The organism is Agromyces sp. NPDC058126 (assembly GCF_042884595.1).
In the GTDB taxonomy this organism is placed as follows: domain Bacteria; phylum Actinomycetota; class Actinomycetes; order Actinomycetales; family Microbacteriaceae; genus Agromyces.
Window position 1 is genome coordinate 1 of record NZ_JBHVTS010000004.1, and the last position, 13,192, is coordinate 13,192.

Genomic DNA, 13,192 nt, shown 5'->3' on the forward strand with positions numbered 1-13,192 from the left:
ATCGGCAGCGGGCGGGGCCGCGACCCGTTCACGACCGAGAGGTCGGAGTGGCAGAGGCTCGCCCGCTCGATCCGCACGCCGACCTCGCCGGCCCGAGGGGCGGTGACGGCGAGCGACTCGATCTCGAGCGGACGGCTCACGGCGTAGGGCCGGGCCGCGCCCTGCTCCCTGAGGACCGCGCTACGCATCCTCGGCCTCGCGGTAGCGCTCGATCACGCGATCGGCGAGCAGCGGGATGATCCGGCCGACGCCGATGCGCTGGAAGTGCTCGGACTCGCGGTGCGCGGCGAAGCCGGCCTCGTCGTCGTAGCGCTCGAGGATGACGATCTCGTCGGGGTTCGCCACCCCGCGGTAGAAGTCGTAGGCGCGGTTGGCCGGTTCGGTACGACTGGCGGCGGCGAGCTCGCCGAGCAGCTCGAGCACGGCCTCGGTCTCGCCGGGCCGCGGGAAGTAGCGGGCGATGACCTGGAACTGGGGTGCGGACACGTGGGTCTCCTGTCGAAGTGGCGCAGCGGGCAGGTCGGGGCAGCGGAGCCCCGCGGCCGAGGACCGGCCACGGGGCATCCGGTCAGCGCCGGGTGATCGACCAGAGCTCGACGTCGCTCGTCGAGACGGCCTTGGCCCCGCCCTTGAGGGCGGCGATCACGTCGTCGCGGCTCTGCACGAAGCCGGCCGCGACGTAGGGCGTGAGCTCGGCGAGCTCCTGCTGCTTGATGTAGGGGATGACCGGCCACGGCATGAGCTGCACGAGGTGCGGCCGGTTCTGCCGCACCGCGTTCGTGCTGCGCGGCAGCGTGGAACGGTCGGTGATGAAGACCTTCTGCATGGTCACCATGCCGAGCTGGTTGGCCTTCTGGATGAGCATCGTGCGGGTGGTGATGAGCCCCTGCGTGCCGATCTTGCGCAGGTACTCGACGCCGCCGCGGTCCTGTGCGAGACCGTCGCTGTTGTCGATGTTCACGAAGACGAACTTGCCCGCAGACGAGAGCGTCGACACGATGCCCTCGAGGTCGGGGAGCGCCACGTTCGCGGCGATCGCGACCTGGCACGGGCCGGCGAGGAACGCCTCGACCGACTCGGTGCCGTAGAGCGAGGCGACGACGGGGTTCCGGTAGAGCCGCTCGTCGAGCGAGCGGGGAAACTCCAGCACGTTCACCGCATTCCTGCCCTCGTCTGCGGACTCGTTCATCGCAGCATCAGGCGTCGAGCCCGAGCTTACCCGGGTTCAGCAGGTTCTTCGGGTCGAGCGCCGCCTTCACCGCGCGCAGCACCTCGAAGCCCGCGCCGAGCGACTTGGCCATGTACGGCGCGCGCAGCAGGCCCACGCCGTGGTGGTGGCTGAGGGTCGCGCCGTGCTTCAGGATCACGGCGTTCGCGGCATCCCACGCGGCCCGGTACCACTCGGCGCGCTGGTCGACCTCGACGTCGCCGCGGAGCGAGAAGTAGAGGCAGGCGCCGTCGACGTAGGCGTGCGACTGGTGGGCCGAGCCGGCGAGCGTGCCCGGCACGGCGTCGATCGCGGCGACGACCTCGTCGTAGATCGCGGGCAGGTCGCGCCAGCGGCCGATCATCTCGAGCGTGTCGGCGACGAAGCCGGGGCTGCGCGTGAAGCCCTCGGCGCTCTTGCCCGTGAGGTAGCGGGTGTCGAGCCACCGCTCGAAGATCGCCTCGTCGTCGAGCTTCACGCCGGCCTCGGCGCAGATGCGCTCGCTGATGGCGAGGCCCGCGTCGACGAGCTCCTGCGTGCCCTCGTCGGCGACGAGCAGCACGTTCTGCTCGGGCAGGTCGAACTGCACGCCGCTCTCGAGCTCGTCGTAGAGGCGGAGCGCGGCGGGGTTGGCCCCCTGCTGCATGATCTGCCGGCACGCCTCGAGCCCGGCGGCGAAGGTCGGGAAGCCGTAGGCGATCGCGCGGCCGTACGACGGCAGGCGGTGCAGCTTGAAGCGGATCGTCGTGATGACGCCGAGGGTGCCCTCCGAGCCGATCACGAGCTGCAGCAGGTCGGGTCCGACCGCGGCGCGGGCGCTCTCGCCCACGGTGATGAGCGAGCCGTCGGCCAGCACGACATCCATGCCGTAGACCATGTCCTCGATCTTCCCGTAGCGGGTCGACAGCTGGCCGGCGCCGCGGCACGCGACCCAGCCGCCGACCGTCGAGATGCCGTACGACGACGGCCAGTGGCCCATCGTCATGCCGTACTCCGACTGGATGAGCTCCTCGAAGACGTCGCCGAACATGCCGGCCTCGACCTCGACGATCTGGCTCTCCTCGTCGAAGCTCACGAAGCGGTTGAGCTCGCACACGTCGAGCACGATGCCGCCGCGCACGGGCAGGGCGGCGCCCGTCACGTTGCTGCGGCCGGCCGAGACGGTGACCGGGAGGTCGTTCGCGTCGGCGATGCGCATGACGGCCTGCACCTGCTCGGTCGTCGAGACCTTGACGATCACGGCGTCGGGCGTCGCGGGCCGGCCCCCGGTCTCGCCGATCATGGTGCCGGCCCACCAGTCGCGGGTGCCCTCGACGACGGATGCCGCGTCGGTGATCACCTCGTCGGCCGCCGCCTCGAGTTCGGCGACCGCAGTCGCCGGCACGGCGACGACGCCATCCTGGAAGGACGCCTCCTCGCCGATGGTCTCGATGCTCGCGGCGTAGTGCGGCTGGGTGGGTGCGCCCACCACGTAGTTGCCGCGGTTGTAACCGCGCTTGACGGCTTCCTTGCTGATCATTCGGACTCTCCCATCAGGATGGCGCGTTCGTGCGCCGTGGCGGTCTGGTAGGCGGTCACCTGCGCGGTGACCGCGGCGTCGCTGAGGCCGAGCTCGGCCTGCAGCAGCTGCCCCACGCGCGGTGCGGCGGCCGCGGAGGCGTCGCGGGCCATGAGGCGCGCACGGGTGCGGCGGCTCAGCACGTCGTCGACGCTGCGGGCCATCTCGTGGCGCGCCGAGTAGACGACCTCGGCCTCGAGGTAGGGCAGGCCCTCGACGATCGGCTTCGCGAGCGACGGGTCGCTGCCGAGGATGTCGGTGATGAACGGCGCCTCGTTGCCGTAGCGCTCCCCGAGGTGGGCGGCGAGGCCGCCCGAGGCGGTGACGGCCTCGGGGTCGTAGCCCGCGGCGCCGAGCAGGTAGGCGTCCTTCGTGACGCATCGGCGGCGTTCGCCGAGCACCTTCTGCGCGGCATCGATCGTCTGCTGGGCCATGTGGCGCGAGGTGGTGAGCTTGCCGCCGACGACGGTCACGAGGCCGTCGCGGTCGGTGCGGATCTCGTGCTTGCGCTTGACGTCGATGGTCTTGCCGCCGGGCGGCGCGACGAGCGGGCGGCATCCGCCGATGCTGCCGACGACGTCGGAGGCCTCGAGGTCGGTGTTCAGCGCGGTGCGCGCCCCCGAGATGAGGAACTCCATTTCCTCGCGGGTGCAGTTCACATCGTCGAGGTCGCCCGTGTAGTCCTCGTCGGTCGTGCCGAGGTAGGCGGTGTCGCCCCAGCGGGTGATCGTCGCGCGACGGTTGCGACCGGGGATCGGGATCGTGACGGTGCAGTCGTTGCGGATCTTGTGCCACGGCACCGCGATGTGCACGCCCTTGGCCGGGCGGATGTTCGGGGCGTCCGCGTCGGCGCCCGCGCCGTTCCAGTCGCGCAGCCATGCGCCCGTCGCGATGACGACGACGCCGGCGAGCGCGGCGATCTCGCGACCGTCGACCTCGGCGACGACGCCGTTGACCTTGCCGCGACTGCGGGTGATCCCGGTGACCTTCGCCCCGTTCAGGATCGTGGCACCGTGGTGCGCCGCGGTGCGGGCGAGGGTGAGGGTGAGACGGGCGTCGTCGGCCCGAGCGTCGTAGTACATGAAGCCGCCGTCGAGGTTCTCGGCCTTGAAGGTCGAGCAGTGCGCGAGCACCTCGTTCTTCGAGAGCTTCTGATGCAGCACGCCCTCGCGCCAGCCGCCCGCGAGGTCGTAGGTCCAGAGCAGGCTCTCGAAGCCGGCCGCGAGGCGGCGGTCGAAGACGCCGTCGTGCGAGAGCACGGGGAACAGGAACGGCAGCCGCTGCACGAGGTGCCTGGCGTTCTTCCGCAGGCGCTGGCGCTCGAGCAGCGAGTGGCGCACGAGCGGCAGGTTGCCCTGCTCGATGTAGCGGAGTCCGCCGTGGATCATCTTCGACGACTTCGAGGAGGTGCCCGACGCGAAGTCGTCCTTCTCGAGCAGCGCGACCCGGTAGCCGCGCAGCGCCGCGTCCATCGCGGCGTACGCGCCGGTCACGCCGCCGCCGACGATGATCATGTCGAAGCGACCGCCCTCGACATTCGCCACCTGCTCGGCTCGGCTGAGCTGCAGGGGCTCGACCCTGGTCATGCGCTCGCGCGCGGTGTCGGTCTTGCGGGCTGGCAGTCCTACCATCGTGTGGCTCTCTACTTCCGTGTTGCACGGCTCTGCGTGAGCCGGAGTTCGTTGTCGATGCGTTCGTTCCACGCCGCTCGGCGCTCGGCGCGCTCGTCGCCGCTGATCAGGGGCTCGAAGACGTCGCCGTCGCCCATCGACGCGGCGGCCTCCTCGAGCGAGTTCCAGAGGAGCCCGTCGGAGCCGGCGAGGAACGCGGCACCTCGCAGGCTCGCCCCCTCCGAGGCGGGCAGGCGCCGCATCGGCACCCCGACGAGGTCGGCCTGCATCTGGATCAGGGGGTCGCTCGCCGACATCCCGCCGCCCACGACGATCTCGGTGATCGCCGTGCCGGCGACCTGCTCGTCGGCCTCGGCGCTCGAGGCGACCGAGTGCGCGATGCCCTCGAGCACCGCGTAGGCGATCTCGGGCAGCGTCGTCGACATCGAGAAGCCCGTGAGGGAGGCCTTCGCCCTGGGCTCCATGACGGGCATCCGCAGGCCCGTGAGGGCGGGCACGAACATGACGCCCTTCGCCGACGAGACGGTCGCAGCCAGTTCGCTGATGCGCTTGGACGACTCGAACCAGCCGAGCGTGTCGCACACCCAGTCGAGGGCCGAGCCGGTCGTCGCCGTGAACGTCTCGATGGCGAAGACGGATGTCTCGTGCCGCCGCCAGGCCGTGAGGGTGAGCGCCCCGTCGTAGAGCCCGGGGTTCGCCGGCGCCTCGCTGCCGATGACGAGGTCGACGAAGCTGCCGGTGCCGTGCACGCACATCGCCTGCCCCTTGCGGAGGCAGCCGAGCCCGACGGTACCGGCGTGCTGGTCGCCCGCCGCCGAGAGGATCGGCACCTCGATGCCGAGCACCGAGGCATCCGTGACCCCGAAGTCGTCGGCGTCCTGGCGCAGCTCCGGAAGGAGCTCGCCCGGGAAGCCGAGCGCCTCGATCCACTCGCGCTCGTACTCGTGGCGGGCGAGCACGTAGGCGCCCGCCGAGGTCGCGTTCGTCGAGGTCGCGGCGTAGGTGCGATCGCGGGAGAGGCTCCAGAGGAGCCACGTCTCGATCGTGCCGAAGCCGAGACGTCCGGCCCGGTGCGCGGCGGCGACCTCGGGGGTCTCGCGCAGGTGGTGCGCCGCCCAGAGGTAGGGCGAGCGCACCCCCGTCGGGCGCCCGACGGTGCGGATCAGGCGTTCGTTCCACTCGGGCCCGAGGGCCGCGAGCTCATCGGCGTAGCGGCTGTCCTGCCACACCATGGCGGGCACGAGCGCCCGCCCTGTGGACGTGTCCCAGAGCACGGTCGTCGCGCGCTGGGTGGCGATGGCGAGTCCGACGAGGGTGACCCCGTCGCCTGCCGCGCGCGCGATGACCGCGCGGCAGGCGTCGATGGTCTTGTCGAGGATTGCGTTCGCATCCTGTTCGACCACGCCCGCGACGGGAGTGCTGACACGGAGCGGACGGTACTCGAGCGCGTGCACGAGGCCGTCGGCCGTGACCCACGCCGCACGCGTGCCGGTCGTTCCTTCATCGATCGCGAGGATCGCGGGTGTCGTCATGTCGGATGCCGTTTCGCGTTACTTGGCGGCCAGGACGGATGCCTCGGCGGCGGCCGCCTGCGCCACGGCGTCGCTCTTGAACTGCGGCGCGTTCTGCTCCTCGTCGGGGCTGATCGCGGTGCGCGTCGGGTCCCACTTGATGACGGAGCAGATGATGAAGGCGAGGAGCGGCACGACCGAGAGGATGAGGAACGTCGGGCCGAGGCCGATGCCCTCCTTCAGCAGCGGGAAGACGAGCAGGCCGAGAGCCGCGCCCGCACTGCCGATCGCGCCGATGATGCCGTTGGCACCCGCACGCAGTTCACTGCGGAACGAGAGCGTCGAGAGGCTCTTGCCGTTGGCGCCCGGGCCGCCCGAGTGGAACAGGATGAACAGCGACGGCACCACGAAGGCGAGCCAGAGCGGCATCGACTCGTAGAAGAAGCCGAGCACGACGAGCATCACGAAGACCGCGCCGAAGCCGATCGCCGACGCCCGGCGCAGGCCGAAGCGCTTGCCGATGACGGGCGACATGAAGCCGCCGACGATGCCGAACACGTTGAACACGAGGGCGCCGAGCGTCGCGACGACGAAATCCTCGCCGAACAGGGCGATGCTGATGATCGGCAGGTACCACCCGACGGCGAAGTACTGGATCGACTGGGCCATCTGCACGGTCGCCGCGAGCACGGTGCGCGGGAGGTAGATGCCGCGGAAGATGAGGGCGACGTTCGCGAAGCCCTTCGTGGCCTGGTTCGTGACGGGGATCCGGTCCTCGACGGGTGCGGCGCTGAACGGCTCGCCGTAGATCTTCGTCATCGACGACGCAGCGCGGCCGAGCTTCTCCTTCCGGGCGAGCCAGGTGGGGCTCTCGACCATGAAGGTCGCCTGCAGCACGAAGAGCACGAGTGCCACGAGACCGGCGGTGCCGACCGAGTAGCGCCAGATCGAGTCGCCGACGTTCAGGTTGTAGAAGAGGATCGCGAGCACGAGGTTCGAGCAGACCGCGACGTACCAGATGCCCTGCCAGGTGTTCAGGCGGGCCTTGAAGCGGGCTGGGGTGAACTCCGCGAGCAGCGCCATCGCGATCGCGAAGTCGATGCCGTAGGCGGCGCCGACGAAGAAGCGGCCGGCGAGCACCATCTCGAAGCTCGGGGCGAACGCGGCGAGCATCGCTCCGGCGAGCGCGAGCACCTTGGCGATGAGCAGCGGGGGGATGCGGCCCCACTTGTCGGCGAGCCATCCGCCGATCGGGTTGAACGCGATCGCGACCCACGAGGCCATCGACGTGAGGATCGCGACCTGCGTGGCGCTGAGTTCCATGTCCCGGGTCATCGGGCCGAGACCGGCGGAGAGCGCCGAGTTCGAGAACGCGTCGAGGAACAGCCCGCTGAGCGCGAGCCACCAGATCACTCCCGCTCGGCCGCCGATGCGCGACCGTGCGTCGATAAAGGAGATGACGTCGCTGACGCCTCTCAGAACATGTTGTGCCACGTGTCCGACCTCTCTGTCGGGAAACCCTGTCAGAGACGCGCACAAACCAAAAAAGGGCAGACGAAAACCTCCAACAGGAGGTCTCCATTCTTACCCTATTGCCGCCGACGTTAGCCGATGTTCGGGCGCCGGTCAAACTCGCCGAGGCCGGAGCTCGTGCTCCCGCACCCGCTCCGATACGTCGGACCCATCGGGCGAGGTGAACGTGTGGGACCCTGGTCGGCGGGTGTCGTAATCCCGCCACGTGGCGGGATCACGACAGCCGGAATCGGCCCCCGTCGGGCGATCCGCGCCGTTCCACGCAACGTCCGTGCGAAGTTCTCCACAGTTTCGACACAGCTCTTCCATAGACCCGGCACGGCACGGCAGTATGCCGATTACGTCCGTCCACCGACGGGCGCCGTGCGTGCCTCGACGGTCACCTCCGCCGAGTCACTCGAAGGGAGAAGCATGTCTGGATTCACCAGCCGCGCGCGCAAGCGCGCGGTCGCGGTTGTTCCGGTGCTCGCACTCGCCGCCACCGGAATGGTGTCGTTCGGAGTGAGCACCGCAGCCGCGGCTGAATCACCGGTGTCGCCGCCGGTGATCAGCGACTCGGAGTACTACATGAACTATGTCGCCCCCCGTGCGGAGGCGGTCGTGGGCGCCGATGACGAAGCCGCCTTCGACATCCACGGCAACAAGGTCGTCGACCAGGGCGCACAGACCGCGCTCGAGACCGCCATGGAGATCGACGCGAAGTTCGCCGCAGGCAACCCGCAGGCCGCGGGCGGCCTGGCCAAGCTCGAGAACAAGTCGAACGAGACGGGCAAGAGCCCCAAGCAGCTCAAGCAGGAGCAGCTCAAGGCCGACAAGAAGGCGAAGAAGCCGAAGAAGTCCCCCAACTACAAGCAGGCCGACGTCACCCAGGAGGCCAAGCTCCTCACGATCCTCGTCGAGTTCAACGACGCGGCGAACGACGACTTCACCGGCAGCTACGTACCGACGTCGTTCGGCGCGACCACCTGCGAGCCCGGCAACGTCCAGAACGGGCCCCTCCACAACGGCATCCCGAACCCGGCCGACTACGAGCTCGAGGACAACAACTCGATGTGGGTGCCCGACTTCTCGTCGGAGCACTTCAACAAGATGCTCTTCACCGACGAAGGCATCACCGAGCGCGTCCGCACCGACCTCACCGGCCCCGACGGCAAGCCGGGCTTCGACATCTCGGGCTACACGATGAAGTCGATGTACGAGGAGATGTCGCGCGGCGCCTACACCGTCACCGGTGAGGCGACCCCGTGGATCACGGTCCCCCACTCCGAGGCGTACTACGGCGCGACGGTGTGCCACCAGAACGAAGAGGGCGTCTACGAGGCCGGTCCCATGCAGGACCAGCAGGGCCACCCCTCCAACCCCAAGGGTCCCGGCCAGCTGCCGATCGACGCGGTCGCAGCCCTCGCCGCGGCGCAGCCCGATTTCCCCTGGGCCGACTACGACATCGAGGACCAGGGCGACCGCGACGGCGACGGCAACGTCAACGAGCCCGACGGCGTGATCGACCACGTCGTGCTCGTGCACGCCGGTGAGGACAAGTCCGGCGGCGGCGGTGCACAGGGCACCTACGCCCTGTGGGCGCACTCCTCGGCCGTCCTCGGCGGCGCCACGATCCCCGGCACCGACCTCCAGCTGTCGAACTACATCGTGCAGCCCGAGGACTCGGGCGTCGGCGTGTTCGCGCACGAGTACGGACACGACCTCGGTCTGCCCGACCTCTACGACACCTCGAACGCCGGCAGCAGCGACATCGACTTCTGGGACCTCATGAGCTCCGGCTCGCACGCGGGCCCGATCTTCCAGTCGATGCCGACGCACATGGGCCTCTGGGACAAGTGGGTGCTCGGCTGGGCCGACCCGCAGGTCGTGAACCCCGGTGACGACGAGACGACCGTCAAGGTCGGCCAGAACTCGCGGCCCCTCAAGGGCAGCGAGGACGGCGTGAAGATCAACCTCCCCGACAAGCACATCACCCTCGCCGAACCGCACGGCGGCGAGAACATGTGGTTCACGGGCTCCGACCAGGACTGGGGCGACATCCGCATCGAGCGCACGCTCGACGTGGGCGCCGACGGGAAGTTCTGGATGTGGAACAACTTCGTGATCGAGTCCGACTGGGACTTCGGCTTCGTCGAGATCTCGACCGACGGCGGCACCACCTGGACCGACCAGAAGGTGTTCAACGAGAACGGCACGGAGGCGACCACCCCCGACGGCTACCCCGACCCGAACGGCAACCTGCACGGCTTCGGCGACCGCAAGTACGGCCTCACCGGTGACTCGCACGGCTGGGCGCACCAGTACGTCGACCTCTCGGCGTACGCGGGCCAGACGATCGGCGTGCGCCTGCGCATGGCGACCGACGCCGCCTTCCAGGAGCGCGGCTGGTTCGCCGACGACTTCTCGCTGACGAGCGGCGCCACCACCACGTGGAGCGACGACGTCGAGTCGGGCGAGAACGGCTGGACCCCGAAGGTCGGCAGCTTCGCCGACACCACGGGCCCGGGCTGGCGCATCGACACCGGCTCGTCGGTGAAGGCCCAGTACTACCTGGTCGAGTGGCGCAACTTCGACGGCTTCGACGAGGGCCTGAAGTACGGCTACAACTCCGTCTACAGCGACGGCGCCTGGAAGGTCGAGAAGCTCGCGTACAACGCGCCGGGCGCCCTGGTCTGGTACCGCGACACCACGTACGGCAACTCGAACCAGATCCTCTCGAACGAGGCGGCGCTGCCGAGCTACGGTGCGAAGGGCGGGCTCCTGCTCGTCGACAGCCACTTCAACCCGCTGCAGCGCACCGGTGCCGCGGCCGACGCCGACCCGTCGACGCTGAACATCATGCCGTCGCGTGCCCAGTCGTCGAACGCGTCGTTCGGTCTCACCAAGACGTACCCGTTCTCGGAGTGCTTCATCGGCGCCAACGGCAACGAGTACTGCACCGACATCGCGGCCCAGGCCCCGGTGAGCACCTTCACCGACGACCGCGGCTGGGTGCCCGGCTTCGCCCTGCGCGAGTCCGACGGTGCGCTCTTCTACCGTGACCGCGACGCCTCGACCGTCGTGCCCTCGGTCGACAACGGCCAGTACAGCACCCCGCTGTACGACCTTGCCGGCAACCGCCTGCCCGCCTACGACGGTCTCGACATCGGGGTCGGGCCGTTCGGCTCGGGCAACCCCGCCGACGCCGGCGTGGGCTACGGCACCGTCATCTCGGTGAAGAAGGCCTTCAAGGGCAACACCGCAGCGCTCATCAGCATCACGCCCCCCACGGCAGGCTGAGCAGCGACGCAACCACGCAGTACCGACGAGGCGTCGGCCCCTCCGGGGGTCGGCGCCTCGCCGCGTCGAGCGGGCGAGCGGCGCGAGCAGCCGAGGTCGGTGCCCGCGGCGGTTACGCCCGAACGAACCCGTCGATCACGTGCCCCAGCATCGCCGCGAACTCCTCGTCGCCGCCGCCGTCGAGCGACAGGCCGGTGGTCTGCTCGACGAGCGGATGCCGCGAGTCCGACCAGAGCGGCTGCGCCTCCGACACCTCGACCGGCTCGGTGCGGCGGGCCGCCTCGAGCGCCGACTGACCGACGACGAAGGCGCGCACGGCGTGGCCGGCACGAGCCGCGTCGTCGACCGAGAGGCCGGCCTCGACGAAGCTCTCGATGAGTCGTTCCGCGAGCGAGAGCGCGTTCGGGCCGTCGAGCGGCCCGCTCGTGACGAGCACCAGCGATCCCGAGTGCTCGGCGAGCTTCGCCCGCAACGCGAGCGCGACCGCGACGACCCGGTCGCGCCAGGCGGGCGCCGGGGCATCCGCGACGCCGGTGAGCAGGTGCTCGACCATCGCCTGCAGCAGCGCGTTCTTCGACGCGAAGTAGGTGTACATGGCGGTCGGCGTCAGGCCGAGCGCGCCGGCGACCCCGCGCACCGAGACCGCGGCGACGCCCTTCTCCTCGAGGATCTCGAAGGCGGCGTCGACGATGTCTGACTGGCTGACGCTGCGCCGGGGGCCGGGCTTCATGTGCGGTGCTGCTCCTCGTGGTCGAGGATCAACGCTACTCGACGCCGGACGCCGTCAGCGGCACTCCCCCGTTCGCCGCGCGAGCGCGCCGACCGCGTTCAGAACGGCCAGACGAGCGGTACGAGCAGCACCCCGACGACGAGGAACAGCAGGGTGAACGGCCACCCGAAGCGGGCGTAGTCGCCGAAGCGGTAGCCGCCCGGCCCCATCACCATGAGGTTGACCGGCGTCGCGATCGGCGTCAGGAACGCCGCCGCCGCCACGACCGTGAGCGCCATCAGGAACGGACGGGCCGAGACCCCGAGCTCGACGGCCGCGGAGATGGCGATCGGCGCGACGATGAGCGCGGTCGCCATGTTGCTGATGAGCTGGCCGAGCACGACGACGAGCAGGCACACGACGAACAGCACGGCGAGCGGGCCGCCCGGGCCCGCGAGGCCGACGAGGGTCGAGCCCACGAGCTCAGCGGCACCCGTCGTCGTGAATGCGGTCGACATGGGGATCATCCCCGCGACGAGGATCACCGTCGTCCACGAGATCGCCCGATACGCCCGCCCGAGCGAGACGACGCCGGTGAGGATCATCGCGCCGGCGGCGACGAGCCCCGCGACGACGGGCGGCACGAGCCCGGTCGCGAGCAGCAGCACCATCGCGGCGAGGACGACGATCGCGACGACACCGCGGCGGCCGATGGGCGCCGCCTGCCCGCGCACCGCCGCCGGTGCGTCGACGACCCGGACGTCGTCGCCCGCAGTGTTCTCCTCGAGGTCGTCCCAGGTGCCCTGCAGGAGCAGGACGTCGCCCACCTCGACGTCGAGCTCGGGCGCGGTGAGCTCGCGTCCGTTGCGGGAGACCGCGAGGATCACGAGCTTGCCACTCGGCGTCGTCATGCCCGGGAACACGCGCATGCCGACGAGCTCCGACCTCGGCGGCACGAGCACCTCGGCGACGCCGTTCTCGGCGTCGATCGTCACCGCGCGGCCGCCGCCGTCGGCGGCCGCGAGCACCGAGTAGTCGCCGAGGAGGGTGCAGGCGTGGTCGCTGAGGTCGCGCGGAACGGTGGCGGCGCTGCGCGCCGGGAGCATCCGATCGCCGAGGAGCATGGCGAGCAGCACGGTGCCGATCACGAGCGGGACGCCGACGATCGCGAACTCGAAGAAGCCGAACGGCCCGCCCGCCGACTCCGCCGCGAACTCCGAGACGATCACGTTGACCGGCGTGCCGGTGAGCGCGAGCATCGAACCCGCGTGCGCCGCGAAGGCGAGCGGCAGCAGCAGCTGCGACGGCGGCAGGCCGATGCGGACGGCGACGACGACCGTCATCGGCAGGAGTGCCGCGACTGCGCCGTTGACGCTGATGAGCGCGGTGAGCAGGGCCACGAGCACCATCACGAGCACGAGCACCCGCCGCCGGTTCGAACCGCCCCTCGCGGCCACGATGCGGCCGAGCCGGGCGGTCACGCCCGTCGCGTCGAGCCCCTCGCTCACGACGAACAGTGCGGCGATGAAGAGCACCGTCGGGTCGGCGAAGCCGGCGAGCGACTGCTCGAGGGTGAGGATGCCGGTGGCCCAGAGCGCGAGTGCGACGCCGACGGCGGTGACGGCGACGGGGATCCGGCTCGTCATGAACGCCGCCACGGCGACGCCGAGGATCACGAACGTCACCACGACGGGGTCCATGGCGCTCAGGCTAGCGGCGCAATACAGTGAAGGCGAGCGGATGCCGCGACGAGGCGCATCCCCA

9 protein-coding genes and 1 pseudogene are annotated in these 13,192 nt (G+C 70.2%); 1 reads left to right on the top strand and 9 read right to left on the bottom strand.

Annotated elements, in window-relative coordinates:
• The 7 genes and pseudogenes from ACFVTR_RS12620 to ACFVTR_RS12650 all read right to left on the bottom strand — a co-directional run.
• Window positions 1-188, bottom strand: a pseudogene (locus tag ACFVTR_RS12620) (alcohol dehydrogenase); the annotation flags it as partial.
• Window positions 181-486 carry a putative quinol monooxygenase gene (locus ACFVTR_RS12625; protein WP_387037773.1) on the bottom strand — a complete coding sequence of 102 codons (306 nt, stop codon included), beginning with the start codon at window positions 484-486 and terminating at the stop codon, window positions 181-183. The gene ACFVTR_RS12625 and the pseudogene ACFVTR_RS12620, both read right to left, overlap by 8 nt.
• Window positions 487-568: 82 nt before the next feature.
• The gene (locus ACFVTR_RS12630) at window positions 569-1,189 is read right to left on the bottom strand and encodes a glycerol-3-phosphate responsive antiterminator (RefSeq protein WP_376947865.1); all 621 of its coding nucleotides are present in this window, start codon (window positions 1,187-1,189) and stop codon (window positions 569-571) included.
• 7 nt (window positions 1,190-1,196) lie between these two features.
• On the bottom strand, window positions 1,197-2,726 hold the full coding sequence (locus tag ACFVTR_RS12635; RefSeq protein WP_387037775.1) for an FAD-binding oxidoreductase: 1,530 nt from the start codon (window positions 2,724-2,726) through the stop codon (window positions 1,197-1,199).
• Window positions 2,723-4,396: an FAD-dependent oxidoreductase gene (locus ACFVTR_RS12640; RefSeq protein ID WP_387037776.1), complete on the bottom strand. Its 1,674-nt coding sequence runs from the start codon at window positions 4,394-4,396 to the stop codon at window positions 2,723-2,725. Before ACFVTR_RS12640 ends, ACFVTR_RS12635 begins: the two co-directional genes overlap by 4 nt.
• A gap of 11 nt (window positions 4,397-4,407) precedes the next feature.
• Window positions 4,408-5,928 carry an FGGY family carbohydrate kinase gene (locus ACFVTR_RS12645; protein ID WP_387037777.1) on the bottom strand — a complete coding sequence of 507 codons (1,521 nt, stop codon included), beginning with the start codon at window positions 5,926-5,928 and terminating at the stop codon, window positions 4,408-4,410.
• A gap of 18 nt (window positions 5,929-5,946) precedes the next feature.
• Entirely contained in the window at window positions 5,947-7,320 is a 1,374-nt protein-coding gene (locus tag ACFVTR_RS12650; RefSeq protein ID WP_387037779.1) for an MFS transporter, read from the bottom strand.
• Window positions 7,321-7,851: 531 nt separating this feature from the next.
• Here ACFVTR_RS12650 and ACFVTR_RS12655 point away from each other — a divergent pair.
• Window positions 7,852-10,719, top strand: coding sequence for an immune inhibitor A domain-containing protein (locus ACFVTR_RS12655; protein WP_387037781.1), 2,868 nt, complete (start codon window positions 7,852-7,854; stop codon window positions 10,717-10,719).
• A gap of 112 nt (window positions 10,720-10,831) precedes the next feature.
• On the opposite strand, the gene ACFVTR_RS12660 is transcribed toward ACFVTR_RS12655, so the two are convergent.
• Both ACFVTR_RS12660 and ACFVTR_RS12665 read right to left on the bottom strand, forming a co-directional pair.
• A complete protein-coding gene (locus ACFVTR_RS12660; RefSeq protein ID WP_387037782.1) occupies window positions 10,832-11,449 on the bottom strand; it encodes a TetR/AcrR family transcriptional regulator in 618 nt (205 codons plus the stop codon).
• Between the two features lie 98 nt (window positions 11,450-11,547).
• The gene (locus ACFVTR_RS12665; protein WP_387037784.1) at window positions 11,548-13,128 is read right to left on the bottom strand and encodes an SLC13 family permease; all 1,581 of its coding nucleotides are present in this window, start codon (window positions 13,126-13,128) and stop codon (window positions 11,548-11,550) included.
• Between the last annotated feature and the right edge of the window lie 64 nt (window positions 13,129-13,192).